This is a genomic window from Actinoplanes sp. NPDC026670 (assembly GCF_040638175.1).
In the GTDB taxonomy this organism is placed as follows: Bacteria; Actinomycetota; Actinomycetes; order Mycobacteriales; family Micromonosporaceae; genus Actinoplanes.
Genome location: NZ_JBEZXU010000051.1, coordinates 59,544 through 79,501, shown reverse-complemented (window position 1 = coordinate 79,501; position 19,958 = coordinate 59,544). Strand labels below are relative to the sequence as shown.

The following is a 19,958-nucleotide window of genomic DNA, read 5'->3' as shown; positions in this document are numbered from 1 at the left end:
GCTGCGGGCGGCTGCGGGCGGGCGGCCCGCGGTGGGTTGCGGGTGGCGGCGGGCGGGCCGCGGTGGGTGGCGGGCGGTGGCGGGCCGCGGTGGGTGGCTAGTGGCTGGAGCGGAGGGTCAGCAGGGTGATCTCGCTGGGGGCGAAGATCCGGAACGGCGGGCCCCAGAAACCGGTGCCGCGGCTCGTGTAGAGCTGGGTGCGCTCGGAGTGCCGGGACAGGCCCTGGAGGCTCGGCTGGTCGGTGAGGACCAGGTAGTGGAAGGGCCACATCTGGCCGCCGTGGGTGTGTCCGGACAGCTGGAGGTCGATGCCGTGCGCCACCGCGTCCCTGATCTGCTGCGGCTGGTGGGCCAGCAGCAGGACCGGCAGATCCGGGTCGGCGCCGGACAGTGCGGCCTCGTGGTCGGTCCGGTGGCCGGGTAGGCCGGAGCCGCCGGCGGTGCGGTCGTCGACGCCGGCCACCACCAGCGAGTCGCCGCCCCGGGTGACCAGGACGTGCCGGTTGTGCAGGGTCTCCCAGCCGAGGTGCTCCATGTGCTCGACCCAGCCCTGGGCGCCGCTGTGGTACTCGTGGTTGCCGGTCACGTAGACCCGCGCGAACCGGGCCCGGATGTCGGCCAGCGGAGCGGCCATCTCCAGGCGCTGCTCGACCTGGCCGTCGGCGATGTCGCCGGTGTGCGCCACGATGTCCGGGTCGAGCGAGTTGACCACCTCGGTGACTCCTCGCGACCAGCGTGAACGGTCGATCGGCCCGTAGTGGGTGTCGGTGATCAGCACGACCTTGAGCCCGTCGAGGCCGGGGCCGAGCCGGGGGATCGTCACGTCCACCCGGCGCACCCGGGACACCCGCATCGCCTCGGTGTAGCCCCAGATCAGCAGGCCCGCCGAGACCACCACGACACCGGCCGAGACCAGCCGTGACCGGATCGGGTCGTCGACGCCGGCAGCGAGCAGCAGCAGGCCGGCCAACTGGCCGATCAGTGACCAGGTGAACAGCACCCAGACCACGCCGAGCAGGGTGTCGGCGATCCGGGACTCGAGGTCACGGTGGCCGCCGTGCCCGCGGAACATCAGATAAGGGAAACCGGCGGCCACCCCGAGGAACAGCAGCGTGCCGGCGACGAAGACCGGCAGCGGCCAGTCGTTGCCGGACCACACGAGCGTCGCCCACGGCACGCCGAACAGCAGCGACAGCACCGCGACCAGAACCAGACCGAAACGCGCGAACCGGGGCCCGCGCCTGCGCGGCTCGGTCTCGACCGCCTCACCCACCGACATGACGGCAAGCATGCCACTGCCCGGCACCGAAATCCGAAAGCCGTTACTCAGCCCACTCTCAGATCCGATCCGCTGACGGCCGATGGTCCGCTGCGGCTGACGGCTGATGGTCTGTTGCCGCTGAAGGTCGATGGTTCGCTGCGGCTGACAGCCGATGGTCCGTTGCCGCTGAAGGCCGATGGTTCGCTGCGGCTGACAGTCGGCGGTCCGCTACTGGTGGAGACCGATGGCCAGGGCTGCGTAGTCCACGATCAGGTCGGCCCGGTCCTGGGAGGCCGCGATCACCTCGGCGTTGCGCTCGTCGGTGCCGGTCGCCCAGGCCTCCGCGGCGGCCGGGGCCTTGCCGAACCGGATGTGCCGTTCGATCAGGCGCCGCAGCCGTTCGCCGTTCTCCAGATCCGCGTACCAGACTTCGGCCAGCAGGTCCCGCACCGGCGTCCAGCGGGGTTCGTCGAGCAGCAGGTAGTTGCCTTCGGTGATGATCAGCCGGGCGGTCCGGGGTACCGGGATGCTGCCGGCGATCGGCTGTTCCAGGATCCGCTCGAACCCGGGCGCGTAGATCATCTCGTCGCGGTCCTCGACCAGCCGCCGCAGCAGGGCCGCGAAGCCCCACGCGTCGAAGGTGTCCGGGGCGCCTTTGCGGTCGCGCAGCCCGATCCGCTCCAGTTCGGCGTCGGCCAGGTGGAATCCGTCCATCGGCACGTGCGCCACCCAGCCGGGTCCGTAGCCAGGTGGCGGCGCCGCGGACAGCGCCTCGACCAGCGCGGCGGCCAGGGTGGTCTTGCCGGCCGCGGGCGGGCCGGCGATGCCGAGGACCGCCCGGCGACCGTTCCCGGCCAGGCCGCGGGCGCGGGACACCAGTTCGGCGAACGTCATGCGCTGACCGTACCGGTCACCCGCCCGGAGGCCGGAGCAACGACTGCCGAGGCCGAACCGGGGTCGGATCAACGACTGCCGAGGCCGAACCGGGGTCGGATCAACGACTGCCGAGGCCGAACCGGGGTCGGATCAACGACTGCCGAGGCCGAACCGGGGTCGGATCAACGACTGCCGAGGCCGAACCGAGGTCGGATCAACACGACTCCCGGGGTTGAACCGGGGCCGGACCAACGGCTCCTGAGGCCGAACCGGGGTCGGATCAACGACTTCCGGGGTTGAACGGCCGTTCGGGCGATATGCGCGGGCAAAGGCGGCAAAAGAACCTGTCCGGGGAGAGTTGACTACACGGGGGTTCTAGTTGCTCACGATCCGTTCACATCTTGCTGTCTTCGGGCTGCTGCTCGCCGGTCAGGGCACCGATCCGGTGCTGCCGCTGCCGGGCCGGACGTCGGTGGAGATCGTCGCCCGCGGTCTGGACAATCCGCGAGGCCTCGCCTTCGGCGTACGCGGCGAGCTGTATGTCGCCGAGGCCGGCCGCGGCGGCCCGTCCTGTGGGCAGGACGCCTGCTCCGGGCCCTCCGGAGCGATCACGGTAATCGAATTCGGTCACCAGTGGCGAGTGGTCTCCGGTCTGGCGTCGGGGGCAGGGATGGCCGGGGTGACCGGGCCGTCGGACGTGACGATCGGCGCGGACGGCGAGCCGGTCCACACGTCGACCGCCGGGCCAGGCCTGTACCGGGGCGCGAACCTGCTGACCGCGATACCGGCGCCGGTCGCCGCGGTGGATTCGGTGATCGTGGACGCCCGCGAGCGGGCACTGCTGCGGATCGGCCCGCGGGGCCGGTTGCGGACGATCGCCACCTTCCCGGGGCCGGGGACACCGAGTTCGGTGACGGCGGGTCCGGACGGCGCCTGGTTCGTCGGCGAGATGTTCGACCCTGCGGCGGTACGGCCACCCGCCGCCCGGATCTGGCGTGTCGAGCCCGGCCGCGCCCCAGCGGTGTGGGCCACCGGTTTCAGCGGGGTGATCGACCTGGCCTGGGGTCCCGGCAACCGCCTGTACGTCCTGGAGAGAGGCGCCCTGACCAGCGTCGACGGGAAGGGCGAACGCCGGGTGGTGGCGACGACCGGCCTGAGTTCACCGGGCGGCCTGGCCATCCGGGGTGGCCACGCCTACGTCTCCACGTGCAGCACCTGCCAGGACACCGGCGCCGTCCTGAAGATCCGCCTTTGAAACCCGGCTGGCTCTCGCTGGTGAGAGCCAGCCGACCCGGGGTGACGGTGACCCGGCGCTTCCGCCCGAGAGGCGCCTTGGCGGCCGGGACCGCCGCCTGCGTCGCGGGGTAGCCACGTGAGCCGGCGTGGCCGTACCGAATGAGGGGTCAGGGTTTGTTCTTCAGGCCGAGCCGGAGGCCGGCGACGCCCGCGGGGGAGAGCGGCCGCGCGGTGGCCCGGGTGAGGTCCTCGTGGATGGCGTCGGGGAGTTCGTCGCCGAGGGCGCACAGCGCCGGGAAGAGGTCGAGGACCTGGCGGTGGCTGAGCGCGCCGACGCCGATGAGCAGGCCGTTCAGGGCGGTGGGGCTCTGGGTGAGGCTGATGCAGAGCTCCTGGCGCCAGGCCGCGTCATGGACGTGGTCGGGGAATTCCCGGGCGATCCGGTTGCCGGACGGGGCGCGCAGGCCGCCGAGCGCGGTCTGCCGGAACCGGGCGACGCTCGGGGCGAGCCGGCAGGCGATGCCGAGGCGGCGGGCCAGTTGCGGGACGGTCAGCACGTCGAGGCCGGAGGCGCACCGCTCGCAGAGGCGTTCGTAGGTCTGCGCGTGGATCACCGAAGCCGGGCGCTGGCAGGCGCCGTCGAGCCCGCATATCGGGTCGAGTATCACCTCGGTGAGGGTGCCCTCATGGTCGAAGCGGCCGACCGCGAAGTACGTGGCCGGGGCGGTCCGGTAGTGGGCCAGCGCGGCGCGGGCGCTGGCGTAGCCGTCGGGGTCCACGCCGATGCGTGGGACGCCGCTTTCGGTGTGCAACTGAATGAGGCGGAACATGGTGCGCGCTCCCGGGGTTTAGAGCGGTTTCGGTGTTGCCCTCCGATACGTCTCCGGTTGGTCTTCGGTTCACATATCACTTTAAGTAATGATCGTGTGACGCCGTTTACGCTGGCCGGGGACTTGGAAGGTCTCGGACATTACTGGCTGTAGTGTGAAAAGGCCAGAGGTCCAGTCGAACGGAGGACCCGGCGCGGCGATCACAGCGGGTAACTTTGGCGGCCGGAAACAGGATCATGGGGGAGGACGCGGTGACCACGCTGCCCGCGCTGATGTACCACTCGGTCTCCGGAGTCGCCGGCCCGCTGCGCGACCTCGCAGTGCCGCCGGAACGGCTGTCCGAGCAGCTCAACGCATTGAGCGAGGCCGGCTACCGGCTGGTCGGGCTGACCGAGGCGCTCGATCTGCGGGCGGCCGGCAGCACCGAGCGGATGGTCGCGCTCACCTTCGACGACGGCTACCGCGACTTCCTCACCGAGGGTGTCCCCGCGCTGCGCAAGGCGGGCGCCGGCGCCACCCTCTACGCCTCGGTCGGCCACCTGGGTGGTCACGCCGGGTGGCTCGGCCGGTACGCGCCCGCCTTCGGCCCGATGCTGACCTGGGCCGAGCTGGCCGAGGTGGCCGCGGCCGGCATCGAGATCGGCAACCACAGCCTCGTCCACCATCCGCTCGACGTGCTCGCCCCGGCGCAGCTGCGCGAGGAGGTGGTCAACAGCCGCGACCAGCTCGAACAGCGCCTCCAGCAGCGGGTGCGGTCGTTCGCGTACCCGCACGGCTACAACAGCGCGCTGGTCCGCCGGGTGGTCGAGCGGTCCGGGCACGACAACGCGACCGAGGTCGGCCGCCGCCCGCACACTCCGGCCGAGCGCCGGTTCGCGGTGCCGCGCTTCCAGCCCACCCCGGACCACACCGGCGCCGACCTGGTCGCCCTCGTCGGCAGCACCGCGGCGACCCCGGCCGCGCGGCTGCGGCAGTGCGCCCAGCCGGGCTGGCGGATGGTTCGCCGGCTGGCCCGCAAGGCCGGCCGGGAGCTCACGTGACGGGCACCCACCGGCGCCCCGACGACGTGGTCACCAGGCGCGGGCTGCTCGGCCTGGCCGGGCTCGGGGTGGCCTCCTCGGCCGGTGTCTTCGGCATGTGGAAGGCGGCCGGCCGCCCGGCGCCGCTCTCGGTCAGTGGCGTGCCGACCGCCACCTCCACCGCGACCCCGGCCCCTTTCCAGGATGTCGCCGGCAAGCTCGGCGGGACCGTGCCGTTCACCGCAGGGAAGGCTCTGCTCGGCTCCTACCTGGGGCTGGACGGGATGACCTATCCCGAGGCGGTGAAGCTGCGCCGCGGCCAGATCGGCCGGGACCAGGCGATCACGCACGTCTTCTACGCGTGGGAGGACAAGCTCCCCGACAGGATCGAGGGCATGCCGAAGGGCTCGGTCCCGATGGTGTCGTGGCGCGGCCCGAAGTACGGCGAGATCCTCGACGGCGACGCCGACGACCTGATCGCCGCGGCCGCCCGCCGGATCCGTGACCTGGACAGGCCGGCTCTGCTGCGCTGGGGCTGGGAGATGAACGGCGACTGGTACCGGTGGGGCGGGGCCAAGAACGACCAGGACACCGAGGGGTACGTGAAGTGCTTCCGGAAACTGCGGAAGATCTTCGACGACGAGGGCGCCGAGAACGTCTCGTGGGTGTGGAGCCCGAACTGGAACTCCAGCCCGAAGGCCGAATGGAACCGGATCGACGCCTACTACCCGGGCGACGACTACGTCGACTGGGTCGGCGTCTCCGGTTACAACCTGCACTCCGAGGCGCCGGCCACGCTGTTCGACCCGGTCTACGCCAAGTACTCGCCACGCAAGCCGATCATGATCACCGAGGTCGGGTCGAAGGACTACGGCGGCACCACCAAGGCCGACTGGATCCGGCAACTCACCGCCTATGTGGAGCAGCGGCCGGCGATCGGCGGGGTGGTGTGGTTCGACACCGACACGCATCCCAGTTATCCCGAGCACTGGCGGCTCGACTCGCTGCCGGACGCGGCTGCCGCGTACCGGGAGATGGCCGGCAACGCCCGGTTCAGCGGCTGAACAGCTCCCGGTACACGTCGGACGATCCGGTGTTCGGCAGGCAGTCCGGATCGTCCGGTCGCAGGATCGCCGACTGCGAGACGGTGCCGTCACAGCGCTGGAACCACGCCTCGTACGCCAGGTACGGGGCGTGGTCGGCGAACCAGGCGTGCATCCAGCGGACGAAGTCCGGGTTGTCCTTCCCGGCGTCGCCGGTCGGCATCACCCCCCACTCGCCGACCGAGAACGGCTTGCCGTGCGCGCGGGCGAACGCGAACAGCCAGTCCAGGCCCTCGGGCGCCGCCGCGGTCCGATCGAAATCAGCCTCGGTCGGGGACCACGGGTGGTGGTCGTAGTTGTCGATCCCGATCACGTCGACATACTCGTCACCCGGGTAGCAGTTGGTGCTCAGGCCGCCGCACAGATCGGCCGGCGTGTTGTGCGCGTTGATCGTCCAGTCCAGCGTGACCTGCGGGTTCCCGGCCCGGATCGCGGTCGCCGCCTTCCGGTAACAGCCGATGTAGGCGGTCGCGTCCAGGCCCCGCCAGGCCATCGAGGACTCGTTCATCTCCCAGCCCAGCCGGACCACCGAGTCACCCCGGCCGTGTTCGGCCATCAGCGCCCCGAAATCCCGCCAGTGCTGGTCGTAGACCCCCGCCGCGCAGTCCTTGACCAGGGCCTCGCCCTTGTCCGGCACCAGCGCCTGCGACACCACCAGGACACCGTCGAAACCGGCGAACGACTCGAACACCCAGGCCGAGCCGCGGGTCATCGACTCGTAGTCGGTGCGGTCGGTGTAGGTCTGCGCCATCCCGCACGGGCGGCCGCGGTCGGTGCAGAAATCGGTCACCGACGCGGTGTCGAGCAGCGGGAAGCCGTTCACGCCGGACAGCCCGGCCGGGCCGGGCCAGGCGCCCGCCTCCCGCGGCAGCGCGATCATCGCCCGGGCGGACCGGGGATCCGGTCTCCCGGGCGCCTCAGCCGCCGGCGTGCAGCCGGCGACCAGGAGCACCGCCGCGGCCATCCAGCGGAGAGACGGCATGCGAGCGACTCCAGGTCTGCGGTCCTACGGAACGTCCGAGATGACCAGCGTACGGAACGCCGCCGCCTCCTGACCTCGGAAAAGGTTCACCGTGACCCGCTCGTCCCCGGGCACCGTGACCTGGCCCGACCATCCGCCCGCGCCGTCCGGCGCCACGTCCTGCCGGTCCACCTCGACACCGGCCGGGTCACTGAGCACCAGCGTCCACTCGCCCGCGGACAGCCCGGTCGCCGCCACCTGGACGGGCCGGTTGCCGTCGGCGTCCACCGGGCCGGGCGGCTGCGCCGACAGGGTGGTCACCGTGACGTCGTAGGTGTTCACCGAGTCCGCGTACGACCACACGCCCGCCCCGGCGACCAGCAGCACCGCCAGGACCAGTGGCAGCACGTCCCGGATCAGGCGGTCCTGAATCCCGGCCCGCACCGCCGGCGCCGGTGCGGGTTCCGTCTCCGGCGCCGCCGCCCGTAGCGTCCGGTAGTAGGCGGCCCCGGTCGCGATCAGCGTGCTCACCGCGCACACCAGGGTCCAGCTGGTCCGGTTCAGGTGCCCGCCGGCGCCCCACAGGACCAGGCCGCCGAGCACCAGCACGGCCAGGCTCAGCGACGGCACCAGCACGGCCCGTTCGACCACCCCGATGTCGCGCCGCCGGGGCCGGAAGATCGCCTCGTTCAGCGCGTAGCCGGGCAGCAGGAACGCGAGCAGCAGCCCACCCGGCAGCGACAGCGGGAGCGGGCCGGTCTCCACGGCGACCGCCGCCGCCACGGTCAGGCCGGCCAGCACACCGGCACGCACCGGGTTCACGTGTTCTCCAAACGGTAGATCCGCACGGTGCCGTTGTCGTAGATCCGCGACATCTCCGGGATCAGGTCGAACTTGCCCAGCTGGGCCTCGCTGAGCGGCTCGGTGATCCGGCCGGCCATCGGGTCGTCCTGGAAGTACGCGTTGTCGGCCGGGATCCGGTCGCTGAGCCGCCGGTCCACCACCAGGTAGCCGATCGCCAGCTGCCGGGCGAACTGCTCCTCGCTCTCGGTCCACCAGGACGCCCAGTACAGCGGGCCCACCTCGCGGACCGGGTCGATCCGGCCGTACGTCGAGGACAGCGCCACCGCGGTGATGTCGCCGCCGACCCGGGACCCGTGCGGCAGGTTCTGCGCCTGCCAGTGCGCCGCGTCCACCCCGAAGGCGTCCACCGACCGCTCGTAGGAGGCCGGCAGGTACGGGCCCGGCACCAGCGCCGACACCGGCGGCCAGCCACCGGTCCGGGCGCCCACCATGAGCAGCGTGATCAGAGTGGTGCCGATGTACACCTGGTTGGCCAGGCGCCGCCCGGTGGTGACCGCGACCCCCGGCGGCGGCACGGACCGCCAGCGCCGGCCGTCCTCGTCCTTCTCCGGGATGATCCGCACGGCGTGCACGATCGCGATCGCCGCGATGATCGACATCGGGATGTAGGTGAACGTCGACAGCCGCCCGGCGATCTCCGGGCCGCCCGAGCCGAGGAACCGGGCCCCGTTGCCGGCGAAGAACACCGCCCCGCCGACCAGCGCCGCCCACCGCCAGCTGTCCCGGTCCTTCCGCACGATCATGTCCCGGGCCACCGCCAGGAACAGCACGAACAGACCCAGCAGGCCCAGGCCCTGTACGGCCAGCTGCCCCAGCGGCACCGCGCTCGCCGTGCCGGTCTGCTCACTCGCCGCGCCGCCGAAGATCTGGCTCAGCGCGTCGGCCAGCCGCCGGGCCGGGGACTCCAGGTACGCGATGACGTCCCGGGCCACCAGGCCGATCCAGGCGCACACCACGGCCAGGGCGGCAGCCGGCGCGATCAGCGTGGCCCACGGGCGCGGCCGGTCCAGGACCAGCTCCGTCACGGCCAGCAGCAGCAACGTCGCGACCAGCGCGAACGCCGTCACGTGGTGGCTGACCGTGGTCATCAGGATGCCGGTCACCACCAGCGCCAGGAACTTGTGGCCGCCGCCGGTCCGCCAGCGGCGGTGCGCCCAGACGGTGAGCATGAAGTACGGCAGGGCGGCGGTCGCGTACAGGAACATCGAATTGAAGAACAGGTAGTGCATGGCCGTCGCGTAGGTCACGCAGGCGACACCGGCCATCGCGGGGGAGTTGCTGGCCCGCAGCACGGCCGCGAACAGCAGGCCCACGAACATCAGGTGCGCGACGCCGGCCACGATCGTGCCGGCCGCGGTCACCGGCAGCCCGGTGAGCAGCGACAACCCGGCGCCCATCTCGGCCAGGCCGGGGAAGTGCACGGCCGGCGGCAGCGCGTTGTTCGGCCGGAACAGGTCGCCCGACTCGGTGATCAGGGTGGTGGCCAGCCAGTGCTGGAGCTCGTCGGGGAACCGGAACTGGTCCGGACTGTACATCCACTTGAGCATGTACTGGTTCGCCGCCAGCCCCATCACCAGCACGAACGACTCGGCCACCCCGGCCAGCCGGCTCAGCAGCCGGAACACCACCGGGGAGAAGACGATGACCTGGCCGATCCAGTAGGCGGCCATCGCCCAGCCGGCCTCGTGCCGGCCGCCGGCGTAGGCCAGGGCGACCAGCACCACGCCGAGACTGGACACCGCCAGCACCCACGGCGCCCAGCCGAGGTCGTACACGCTGCGCGGCGCCTGCGGTTCCCCGGCGGTCCCGTTCTCGGCCTGCTTGCGCACCATGGTCAGGGCGTTGACCTTGGTGCTCTTCGGTGCGTCGGGCAGGCGGAGGATGACCGTGTCGTCGGCCGCCTTCAGGATGACGGTGTCGTCGGCCGGCGCTTCCGGCTCGGCTTCCGGCTCGGCATTCGGCTCGGCATCCGGCTCCGCCTCCGGCGCCCCGTCCACGTCGGGCGTCGGCTGGTCCCCCATGGAAAGACCCTCCAGAATCGGGTTGTCGGTCAGCGGGCAGCGCGCAGCTTCGCCCGGGCCGCGCGGCGTCCTCGCAGGTACGCACCCGGTCCGGCCATCATCCCCCGCCGGTTGGCCGTGAGCAGCTCACGTGGGAAATCGTCCTGGAGAGTCGACACCCGCAGGCTGTCCGGCCCGGTGAGATCACGCAGCGCGGTCGGGGCCAGCCGGATCAGCGGCCACAGCAGCCCCGGCCGGCCCAGCAGGAGCCCGGTGTACGCCGCGGTCAGCCCGGTGCCGTACCCGACCATCTGCTTGTGCAGGCCTTCGAAGTCGCGCCGGTGGTAGTGGTGGGTGACCGCGGTCGGCTGGTACACGATCGTCCCGCCGGCCAGCAGCACCTTGGTGAACGCGAGGGTGTCCTCCGAGCCCATCGCCGGGGTGCCGGCGCCGAGCGCGTTGTCCCAGCCGCCGATCCGCTCGATCACGCCGGGCCGGAACGTCATGTTGGCCCCGGTGCCGAACGGCGGCAGCGGGTAGAGCGGGCTCTGCAGGTGCGCGGTGTGCGGCCCGAACGTGGCCGGGGTGAAGCCGCGGCCCTTGCTGTGCCCGCCGAACTGCTCGAACCAGACCTGCGCCCGGGTCTCCAGCTCGGCCGGCACGATCACACCGGACACCACGTCGGCGTCCGGGTTGTCGACCAGCGCGCGGGCCACCTCGGCCAGCCAGTAGCGGTCGGCCAGCTCGTCGTCGTCGAGCCACGCGACGATCTCGCCGCGGGTCGCCGCCTCGGCCGCGTTGCGGGCGAACGACAGCCCGGCCTTCGGCTCCCGCAGGTATTCGATCGGGCCGCGGCGGGCCGCCGACCGGACCACCTCGGCGGTCGCGTCGGTGGCCGGGGCGTTGTCCACGACCAGGATCCGGGCCGGCATGTGGACCTGGCCGAGCAGGCTGTCCAGGGCCCGGGCCAGCGCGCCGGGCCGCTCCCGGGTGCAGATCACCACGGTGATGTCGGGCGCCGCGGCGAGGGCCGCGCGCCGGCCGGCCAGGAAGGCCGGTTCGGTCGCCGGGACGAACCCGGTGGCCGGCACCGGGCCGCCGAGGCGGGGCCGCAGCACGTCGCCGAGCGCCGAGTCGATCGCGGCGGCCAGCGCGGCCGGGGTGAGGCCCTGCTCCGGCACGTCGACCAGCATCGTGCCGAGCGGCTCGGTGAACAGCCGGACCAGGGCCCAGGCCTGCTGCACCCGGCGGCCGTCGGGCGCGGTGGCGGCGACCGCGGGCAGCGGCTCGGAGATCTCCAGATCGAGGACGACAGCGGGCAGCACGCCGGTGTCGTCGAGCCGCGGAGCGGCCGGGAACGTCGCGGTCACGGGGTGGCCTCCACCGGGGTACGGCGGCCGGGCCGCCTGGAGCTGACGGTTTCGACGACGCCACCGAACCCGGCGGCGGCGACACCGGCGACCACACCGCCGGCGCGCAGGAAGTGGTCCGAGCCGCGGCCGGTCAGACCGGCGGCCAGATGCCGGAACATCGCCCGGGGCAGCGACCACAGGTAGTTCTTCTCGGCGCCCAGGGCGTCGTCCTCGTGCAGGCCGGCCATCTGCACCTTGCCGCGGCCCTCGGCGTAGCAGCGGCGCAGGAAGAACCGGAAACTCGCCCGCTCGGCCGGCACCTCGTGCTGGATGACGGCGGCCGGCACGTACATCCAGCGGCCGCCGCTGACCTGGCTCATCCGCAGGCACAGGTCGGTGTCCTCGGGCCGGTTGCGGGAGCCGAGCTTGCCGAAGCCCACCCGGAAACCGCCGGCCCGCTCGAAGGCGTCCTTGCGGACGATCATGTTCGCCGACCAGACGTTGCGGATCGGCGAGGTCCGCGTCGGCATTCCCTGGTACGAGCCACCGACCGCCCACAGGAACTCGGCCGGCATCCAGCGCGGGGCCCGGCCCTCCCAGGCGGGCCGGATCGCGCCGCCGGTGCCGACCACGGCCGGGTCGGTGAACGGCTCGATCTGGCGGGCCAGCCAGTTCTCGTCGGCGATGATGTCGTCGTCCAGGAACGCGATCAGCGGCGTCCGGGCGTGGAACGCGCCGGTGTTCCGGTTGCCGGAGACGCCCTGGGCGTACGCGTTCTGCAGCACCGTGATGCCGGGCAGCTCACGCTTGATCCGCTCGAACATCGCCGGGTTGTGGTCGACGACCACGACGATCTCGGCGGGCGTGTGGGTCTGTGACCGGGCCGAGGCGAGCACCCGGTTCAGGTATTCCCAGCGCACCTCGGAGTAGGTCGGGATGACGATGGTCGTGGCGAGGGGGGTGTGGTTCACGGGGGAGGGCTCCTGTGTGGCTCGTCGCGGGTCGTCAGTCGTCGAGCGGAACTCGTGACCGGGCGGCCCGGTTGAGAGGCGCGGCCTCGCGGCGGGGGTCGGTGGCGTGCCGGGGGGTGGCGGTACGCAGCTGTGGCTTGGCCGGCAGGCGCAGGCTCTCCACGAAGGGACGCAGGCCGCTGCGGCGACGGCTGCGCATCCGGCCGTACTCGCTGAGGATGGTCCGCAGCACGCGGAAGCCGTCCTTGAAGGTGTTGAGGTTGCTCTGCCCGAAGATCCGCTCGTGCTCGATGCTGCCGACCTCGCCGACCTTGAGCTTCTCGGCGACCGCCCGGATGTTGATCATCGTCTCGATCTCGAACCCGTCGCCCCACAGCTTGCGGCCGCCGGCCGGGCGGGGCAGCTGCACGTCCGGCAGGTCCAGGGCCGGCACGACCGAGCGCCAGAAGGCGTTGTAGCCGTAGCAGAGGTCGGTGAAGTGCGTCCGGAACAGGACGTTCACCACCAGGTTGAGCCCGTCGTTGCCGAGCTTGCGCAGCCGGGTGATGTCGTGGCTGTGGCCGCCGTGGCTGAACCGGGAACCCTTCACGAAGTGGTCGCCGCGGATCAGTTTCTCGACGAAGAGCGGGATCTCGGCCGGGTCGGTCGAGCCGTCGGCGTCGATCATCACGATGATGTCGCCCGTGCAGGCCGCGAAGCCGCAGGCCAGCGCGTTGCCCTTGCCGGTACGGGTCTGCTGCACGATCACCGCGTCCGGCCGGAGCTGCCGCGCCACCTCGACGGTGCGGTCCTTGGAGCCGCCGTCGACGACGACCACCTGGGTGATCATCGCCGGGAGCTTGGCGAACACATGTGGCAGGTTCCGCTCCTCATTCAGCGTTGGAATGACAACGCTTACGGTCGGTGATTGCAGTCGGTCACTGTCGGTACTCGGGGTCACGTGCGAGAACTCCATGTCGGTCCCTTCCGGGGCGGCCGTACGACCGGTGTGACAAGCGGTTTGCCCGGCCGCTCGCTTCGAGTGATCAACCTAGCAACGGATTACGCAGCGTCAACCGTCCGACGGGGCCACGAGGGTCACAGTGACGTTAAGTACCAGCTAGTAACGCTGCCCGCATCGTGAAGGTTCCTGCCAGATATCACTGTTAGTAGTGGACATCGGCGGACTCGGAAGGGCGGCAAGGAACGTCTCCGACGAATATCCGGAAATCGGAGAAGTTCCTTAAATCCGGACAAGTCGGTTCGGTGATGATTTCTACGAGCCGGCATGCAGTCGTCACGGAACGTGTTGCCGATGGTCCGGCCATGGTGAAGGTGTAGTTGCAGCCGGTGAGCGTTAGCATCGATCTTGTTGGAAGCGCGTGGCCTGCGAAGCCGTGAGCCGTTGGTGGAGTGATGGCGACTGAAACCGGACTCTGCGTCTGTGGACACCCGTACCGGGCGCACGAGCACTACCGACCCGGCACCGAATGTGCCCTTTGTCCAGCTGCCGGCTGCCGGCGGTTCCGCTCGGCGGCGCCGTGGTGGCGGCGGTTGATCGGCCTCGGCCGTTCGGGCGGCTGACGATCGTCCGGCGGCTGCCGGGTCGGCCGATGCCGGCCTCGGTCGTGCCGCCGGAGCGGGGTCGCCGGTTACCGGACGGTTCGCTTTTTTCGGGCGTACGCGCGGCCGGGAACGGGCATCATGGCCCAGCGAGGCGTTCACCACATGAGCCGAGGGCTGCGAAATCCTAGTTGATCTGTAGGCTAAGTGTCATTTCAGCCGAGGGGGATCCGCATGTCTCTTCCCGACTTCCTGATCGCCGGCGTGCCCAAAGCCGGGACCACCGCCCTGCACGCCGCGCTGACCGGCCACCCCGACCTCTACCTGTCGCCGGTCAAGGAGCCGAAGTTCTTCCTCTCCGACGGCCCGCCACCGGCCATCGGCGGCCCCGGCGACGTGCAGACCTACCAGGAGCACATCTGGCGCCGCCCCGACTACGAGAAGCTGTTCGCCGCGGCGCCGCCGAAAACCCTCAAAGGCGAGGCAACCCCCTTCTATCTGTACGACCTGAGCGCCCACGACCGCATCAAGGCGCTCATCCCGGACGTGAAGCTGGTCATCCTGCTCCGTGACCCGGTCGACCGGGCCCACTCCAACTGGACCCACCTGTGGGTGGCCGGGCTCGAGGAGGAGGCCGACTTCCTGGCCGCCTGCCATGCCGAGGAGTCCCGTAAGGCCCGGCACTGGGCCGACTTCTGGCACTACATCGGCCTCGGGCTCTACGGGCGGCAGCTACAGCACCTCTACCAGCGGTTCTCCCGTGACCAGGTGCTCCTGCTGCGCTACCGCGACCTCAAGGACAACCCGGCCGAGACCCTGGACCGGGTCTGCTCCTTCCTGGGCGTGCGCACCGGCGTCCTGACCGCCATCCCCAAGGAGAACGTCAACCGGCACTACGTCGAGGACAACGGGGTCAACCGGGTGCTGCGGAGTCTGCTGCGCGCCGGCGGCGGGTTCGGCCACCGGTTCCCGGTCCCGCTGCGCCTGGCCGCCCGCGGTCCGCTGCTCACCCTGTTGCACCGCACCAAGGGCAACCGGCCGGTCACCACGCCCGGGGAACGCGCCGCGCTGCTGCCCTACTTCGCCGAGGACATCGCCCTGTTGCAGGATGTCACCGGCGAGCGGTACGACGACTGGCTCAGTCTGGACCGACACGCCCGGACCGCCTAAACCCCACAAACCCGATAGCTGATGCAAACTTGATGGGCTCGAGGCCCGACTGACCAGGGGAGCCGCGTTGACGATCGGAACCACCGCTCTGCCACTGCCCGGCTGGGACGACGCCACGGTGGTGGTCGAGCCGCCCGGATCCGAGGCGGGCGCCTGGTCCGGCGCCCCCAGCACGGTCCACGCCGACGGGCACGTCTACCTGGCGTACCGCCTGCGGCTCCCGATCGGCGCCGGCCGGGGCATCGCCAACGTGGTGGCCCGCTCGGCCGACGGCCTCACCTTCACCGTGGTCGCCGAGATCACCAAGGACCGGTTCGGCGCCGAGTCGCTGGAACGGCCCGCGCTGGTCCGCACCCCCGAGGGGCGGTGGCGGCTCTACGTCAGCGCCGCCACCCCCGGCACCAAACACTGGCGGGTCGACCTGCTCGAAGCCGACACCCCGGAAGGCCTGGCCGGCGCCGAGCCGCGCACCGTGCTGGCCGGCGACGAGACCGCCGGCGTCAAGGACCCGGTGCTGCACCACGACGAGCACGGCTGGCACCTGTGGGCGTCGGTGCACCCGCTCGAATCCTGGGACGACGCCGACCGGATGACCACCGAATACGCCACCAGCCCCGACGGCGTGCACTGGACGTGGGTGCGGACCGCACTGCGGGGCCGGACCGGCGAGTGGGACGCCCGGGGCGTCCGCGTCTCCTCGGTCGTCGTCGACGGGGACCGGATCGTCGCCTCCTACGACGGCCGGGCCACCGCCGGGGAGAACTGGGAGGAACGCACCGGCGTCGCCCACGGCGTGCGGCTGCCCGACGGCACGTTCGGCGAGCTCGCCGCCGAGGACCGGGAGCCGGTCGGCAGTCCCCACGAGCCGTACGGGCTGCGCTACCTCAGTCTCGTCGCGCTTCCCGGCGGACGGCAGCGGCTCTACTACGAAGCCACCCGGCCGGACGGGGCGCACGATCTGCGTACCGAATTGTTCTGACCTTTGTTTTCACTCAAATGCTCTTACTCAGAGTGATCGGCTGTGGGCGCACGATGATCAGCTGAGAGCGCGATCACCCCAGGTGGGGGCCGGTTCCAGGCCTCCCGGGATGATGACCTAACGTCGTCGGCGACGTCAGGTGGGCGCGAAAAACGGCCGCCCTGTCGAATGGCGGAGTCATCACCCACAAGGTGACGGCTCCGCCATCTCCATTAGTTTTGTGCCTGGTCCGGCCGGGTAACGGCACCCCTTGAAACACGGCAACAGGGGGTGCGGATGCGGACACTGGGCGGCCGGTACCGGCTGGTCAACCGGATCGGCCTGGGCGGCATGTCGGAAGTGTGGCGCGGCCACGACCGGGTCCTCGACCGGCCGGTCGCCGTCAAGATCATGCACCCGGCGGTGGAGGGCACCCTCGGCGAGACCGGGGTCGCGCTGGTCCGTGCCGAAGCCCGCTCCGCCGCCCGCCTCGCCCACCCCAACGTCGCCGGGGTGCACGACTTCGGAACCTCGCCCGGGGCTGAGCGCGACGTGCCGTACATCGTGATGGAGCTCGTCGAAGGGCAGACCCTGAGCGAACATCTCGCCGGCGGCCCGATCGACTGGCGCATCGGCGTGCGGATCTGCGCCGAGGTGGCGGCCGGGCTCGCCGCCGCCCACGCCGAGAACGTGGTGCACCGCGACATCAAACCGGCGAACATCATGCTCACCCCGTCCGGCGCCAAAGTCCTCGACTTCGGCATCGCCGCCGTCGTCGGCACCCCCGAGGTCGACCCGGACGGCCCGGTCATGGGCACCCCCGCCTACATCGCCCCGGAACGCTTCGACGGCCACCCGGCCACCCCCGCCGCCGACATGTTCGCCCTCGGCACCCTGCTCTACCACTGCCTGGCCGGACGCCTGCCATGGTCGGCGCGCACCCACACCGAGATGGTGGTGGCCCAGCGCTTCGCCGACCCGGAACCCCTCCCACACCTCGAACACCTGCCATCCGAGGTGCTCGACCTGTGCTCCCGCTGTCTGGCCCGCGACCCTTCGGAACGGCCGACCGCCCTGGTCGCGGCCCTGCTCCTGGCCGAAGCGGTGGACGCCCGGGTCTACGTCCCGCTGCGCGACCTCTCCCCGGCGGAGAGCCGCCCACCCAGAGTCTCCCCCTGGGACGAACGAGCCGCCGCGGCCCCCACCTCAGCCGTGCCCGCACTGGACGACGACCACATCGGCCGCCACCGGGCCTGACCGCGCCGGCCGCCCGAGACCGCGAGCCGTCGCTCACGACCGGAATGCGGGCGGTTTGGCCGGGCTGGGCGACGGCTGGTGGGTTTGCGCGGCCGGGTTCGCGGATCCGGGGGAACCGGGTCAGGGGGCTCGGGGGACGACCACCACCGGGCGGCGGGCCCGGTGGAGCAGGCGGGCCGAGACTCCGCCGAGCAGGACGCGGCGGGCCGGGCCGTAACCGCGGGAGCCACAGAAGAGCACGTCGACATCGTCCAGTTCGGCCAGTGACTCGACTACGTCGCCGGTGCGCAGCTCCCACTCCACGGTCGCCTCGGGGACCGACTCGGCGGCCTTGCGCAGCGCCTCCTCGTAGGATTCGCGGGCGGTGTCGAGGAACGCCCGCTCAGCGTCCGAACCGAGCAGGAAAGGCCGGGCCGCGTCGCCCCGAGTCACCACCGTGACCAGGCGTAACGGGGTTCCGGTGCGGGTCGCCAGGCGGGCCGCGGTGGTCAGGGCGGCCCGGCCGTCGGGGGTGTCCACGTAGGCGACGCCGATCCGGCCCAGCGTTCCCGGTGGGGTGGGCATTCCGGCCGGGGCCACCGCCACCGGGCAGACACTGCCGGCCAGCAGGCGTCTGGCGGTGCTGCCGGCGAAGGTGCGGGCCGTCGGTGCGGCCGCCGACGAACCGACCACGATCAGTGCAGCGGCCAGCTGCTCGGCCAGGTCATGCAGGCCGTGGGCGGCTGAGCTGGAGGCGATCACCCGGTACTCGGCATCCGTGGTCTGGTGTGCGCGGGCCTCGTCGAGGGCGCGTTCGGCGGCGGCGCGGCGGTCGCTGATCCATTCGGCGTCGACCCGGCCGGAACCGATCGCCGAGGGCGCCGGGTGCACGGCCGCGACGACCAGCGGGGCGTCCAGGGTGGTGGCGGCCCAGCGGCCCAGGGTGATCGCGTCGGCGGAGGTGGGGCCGCCGTCGACGCCGACGATCACCGGGCCGGTGGCCGTCATGACTTCGTCCCGTCATCGCCGGGTTGCGGGGGAGAGGCCGGCGGCGCATCGGGCGCGGTGGTCTCGGCCGGCGCCGCGGAAGGTGCGGGTGAGACAGAATCAGTGCGGAGGCGGGAGTTGCGGTAGCCGTAGGCGAAGTAGATCAGCAGGCCGACCGCCAGCCACGCGACGAACCGTAGCCAGGTGTCCCAGGGCAGGTCGGTCATCAGGTAGATCGCGAACGCGATACCGACCAGCGGCAGGACCGGGGACCACGGCACGCGGTACGGCCGGGGCATGTCCGGACGGGTCCGGCGCAGCACGATCACCCCGATGTTGACCAGCACGAACGCGAACAGTGTCCCGATGTTGACCAGTTCGACGATGGTGCCCAGGGGGACGAGCGCCGCCAGGATCGCGATCAGCACACCGAGCCCGATGGTCAGGCGCGCGGGTGTCCCGTACCGCTGATTGACTGTGGCGAGGCGGCGCGGGAGCAGGCCGTCGCGGCACATCGCGAAGAAGATCCGGGTCTGTCCGTAGAAGATCACCAGGACCACGCTGGTGATCGCGACGACCGCCCCGAGGGCCAGGATCGCGGCCGCCCAGTTCAGCCCGGCGCCCTGGTCGAGGGCGGCGGCGAGCGGGGCGTCCGACTCGGCCATCTGCGCGGGGCTGGCGATGCCGATCGCGCCGACCACGGTCAGCACGTAGAACACCGTGCAGATCAGCAGCGAGCCGAGGATCGCCATCGGCAGGTCCTTCGCCGGGTTGCGGGCCTCCTCACTGCCGGTGGAGACGGCGTCGAAGCCGATGTACGCGAAGAAGATGATCGCCGCGGCCGCGGTCACCCCGTCCACCCCCTCCGGCGCGAACGGGGTGAAGTTGTCGGTGCTGAAGTTGACGAACGCGACGACGATGAAGAACACCAGCACGACCAGCTTGATCACGACCATGATCAGGTTGACGCGCACGCTCTCGGTGACCCCGCGGACCAGCAGCAACGTGATCGCCAGGACGATGAACACGGCCGGCAGGTTGAACACGCCGCCCTCCTCGGGGGCGGCCGAGATCGCGTCCGGCAGCGAATACCCGAACGTCGCGTCCAGGAACGCGTTCAGGTTGCCGCCCCAGCCGACCGCGATGGCGGCGACCGACACCCCGTACTCCAGGATCAGGTCCCAGCCGATGATCCACGCGACCAGCTCACCGAGCGTCGCGTACGCGTAGGTGTAGGCGCTGCCGGACACCGGGATCGACGACGCCAGCTCGGCATAGGACAGCGCCGAGAACGCGCAGGCCACCGCGGCCAGCACGAACGACAGGATCACCGCCGGGCCGGCCAGCGACGAGCCCTTGCCGATGACCACGAAGATGCCGGTGCCGATGATCGCGCCGACCCCCATGGCGGTCAGCTGGGTCGCCCCGACCGCCCGTTTGAGCTGCGTGCCCTCCTCGGATGTCTCCGAGATCAGCGATCGCACGTCCCGTACCGCGAAGATGCCCCGTCCAGCCATTCGGCTCTCCTCCCAGGAATCTCCCAGCCACCGTCACCCCGGCCCCCACGGCCACGCAAGATGATCGGCGCGATG

At 71.5% G+C, this 19,958-nt stretch carries 17 protein-coding genes; 6 read left to right on the top strand and 11 right to left on the bottom strand.

Annotated features, from left to right (window positions below; genetic code table 11):
• Window positions 1-97 precede the first annotated feature (97 nt).
• Together AB0E94_RS37110 and AB0E94_RS37105 are read right to left on the bottom strand one after the other, a co-directional pair.
• A complete protein-coding gene (locus AB0E94_RS37110) occupies window positions 98-1,279 on the bottom strand; it encodes a metallophosphoesterase (RefSeq protein ID WP_360336212.1) in 1,182 nt (393 codons plus the stop codon).
• A 210-nt stretch (window positions 1,280-1,489) separates the two neighbouring features.
• Entirely contained in the window at window positions 1,490-2,155 is a 666-nt protein-coding gene (locus tag AB0E94_RS37105; RefSeq protein ID WP_360336210.1) for a nucleoside/nucleotide kinase family protein, read from the bottom strand.
• A gap of 361 nt (window positions 2,156-2,516) precedes the next feature.
• On the opposite strand from AB0E94_RS37105, the gene AB0E94_RS37100 reads away from it, so the two are divergent.
• The gene (locus tag AB0E94_RS37100) at window positions 2,517-3,392 is read left to right on the top strand and encodes a ScyD/ScyE family protein (protein ID WP_360336208.1); all 876 of its coding nucleotides are present in this window, start codon (window positions 2,517-2,519) and stop codon (window positions 3,390-3,392) included.
• Window positions 3,393-3,540: 148 nt separating this feature from the next.
• Here the strand turns inward: AB0E94_RS37100 and AB0E94_RS37095 are convergent, their stop codons facing one another.
• Window positions 3,541-4,203 carry a hypothetical protein gene (locus AB0E94_RS37095; protein WP_317792511.1) on the bottom strand — a complete coding sequence of 221 codons (663 nt, stop codon included), beginning with the start codon at window positions 4,201-4,203 and terminating at the stop codon, window positions 3,541-3,543.
• Window positions 4,204-4,454: 251 nt separating this feature from the next.
• On the opposite strand from AB0E94_RS37095, the gene AB0E94_RS37090 reads away from it, so the two are divergent.
• Together AB0E94_RS37090 and AB0E94_RS37085 are read left to right on the top strand one after the other, a co-directional pair.
• Entirely contained in the window at window positions 4,455-5,243 is a 789-nt protein-coding gene (locus AB0E94_RS37090; protein WP_360336206.1) for a polysaccharide deacetylase family protein, read from the top strand.
• Window positions 5,240-6,286, top strand: a complete 1,047-nt coding sequence (locus AB0E94_RS37085; RefSeq protein WP_360336204.1) for a glycosyl hydrolase — start codon at window positions 5,240-5,242, stop codon at window positions 6,284-6,286. Before AB0E94_RS37090 ends, AB0E94_RS37085 begins: the two co-directional genes overlap by 4 nt.
• Here the strand turns inward: AB0E94_RS37085 and AB0E94_RS37080 are convergent.
• The 6 genes from AB0E94_RS37080 to AB0E94_RS37055 are packed head-to-tail and all read right to left on the bottom strand — an operon-like array spanning window position 6,276 to window position 13,428.
• Window positions 6,276-7,307 (bottom strand): glycosyl hydrolase, encoded by a 1,032-nt coding sequence (locus AB0E94_RS37080; RefSeq protein ID WP_360336202.1) that lies wholly within the window; start codon window positions 7,305-7,307, stop codon window positions 6,276-6,278. The two genes, AB0E94_RS37085 and AB0E94_RS37080, sit on opposite strands and share 11 nt — an antisense overlap.
• A gap of 24 nt (window positions 7,308-7,331) precedes the next feature.
• Entirely contained in the window at window positions 7,332-8,108 is a 777-nt protein-coding gene (locus tag AB0E94_RS37075; protein WP_360336200.1) for a DUF1616 domain-containing protein, read from the bottom strand.
• Window positions 8,105-10,171, bottom strand: coding sequence for a hypothetical protein (locus AB0E94_RS37070; protein WP_360336198.1), 2,067 nt, complete (start codon window positions 10,169-10,171; stop codon window positions 8,105-8,107). Before AB0E94_RS37070 ends, AB0E94_RS37075 begins: the two co-directional genes overlap by 4 nt.
• Window positions 10,172-10,200: 29 nt before the next feature.
• A complete protein-coding gene (locus AB0E94_RS37065) occupies window positions 10,201-11,520 on the bottom strand; it encodes a glycosyltransferase family 2 protein (protein ID WP_360336196.1) in 1,320 nt (439 codons plus the stop codon).
• Window positions 11,517-12,473, bottom strand: a complete 957-nt coding sequence (locus AB0E94_RS37060) for a glycosyltransferase family 2 protein (RefSeq protein ID WP_360336194.1) — start codon at window positions 12,471-12,473, stop codon at window positions 11,517-11,519. The genes AB0E94_RS37065 and AB0E94_RS37060 overlap by 4 nt, the downstream gene beginning before the upstream one ends.
• 34 nt (window positions 12,474-12,507) lie before the next feature.
• Window positions 12,508-13,428 (bottom strand): glycosyltransferase family 2 protein, encoded by a 921-nt coding sequence (locus AB0E94_RS37055; RefSeq protein WP_360336192.1) that lies wholly within the window; start codon window positions 13,426-13,428, stop codon window positions 12,508-12,510.
• 821 nt (window positions 13,429-14,249) lie between these two features.
• Here AB0E94_RS37055 and AB0E94_RS37050 point away from each other — a divergent pair.
• The 3 genes from AB0E94_RS37050 (at window position 14,250) to AB0E94_RS37040 (ending at window position 17,400) form a co-directional block, all read left to right on the top strand.
• Complete coding sequence (locus AB0E94_RS37050) at window positions 14,250-15,185, top strand: sulfotransferase (RefSeq protein WP_360336190.1); 936 nt, start codon at window positions 14,250-14,252, stop codon at window positions 15,183-15,185.
• Window positions 15,186-15,252: 67 nt separating this feature from the next.
• Window positions 15,253-16,164, top strand: a complete 912-nt coding sequence (locus AB0E94_RS37045) for a hypothetical protein (protein WP_360336188.1) — start codon at window positions 15,253-15,255, stop codon at window positions 16,162-16,164.
• A gap of 276 nt (window positions 16,165-16,440) precedes the next feature.
• Window positions 16,441-17,400 carry a serine/threonine-protein kinase gene (locus AB0E94_RS37040; RefSeq protein WP_360336186.1) on the top strand — a complete coding sequence of 320 codons (960 nt, stop codon included), beginning with the start codon at window positions 16,441-16,443 and terminating at the stop codon, window positions 17,398-17,400.
• 120 nt (window positions 17,401-17,520) lie between these two features.
• Here the strand turns inward: AB0E94_RS37040 and AB0E94_RS37035 are convergent, their stop codons facing one another.
• The gene (locus tag AB0E94_RS37035) at window positions 17,521-18,387 is read right to left on the bottom strand and encodes a universal stress protein (protein ID WP_360336184.1); all 867 of its coding nucleotides are present in this window, start codon (window positions 18,385-18,387) and stop codon (window positions 17,521-17,523) included.
• Window positions 18,384-19,883: an amino acid permease gene (locus AB0E94_RS37030; protein WP_360336182.1), complete on the bottom strand. Its 1,500-nt coding sequence runs from the start codon at window positions 19,881-19,883 to the stop codon at window positions 18,384-18,386. Before AB0E94_RS37030 ends, AB0E94_RS37035 begins: the two co-directional genes overlap by 4 nt.
• Between the last annotated feature and the right edge of the window lie 75 nt (window positions 19,884-19,958).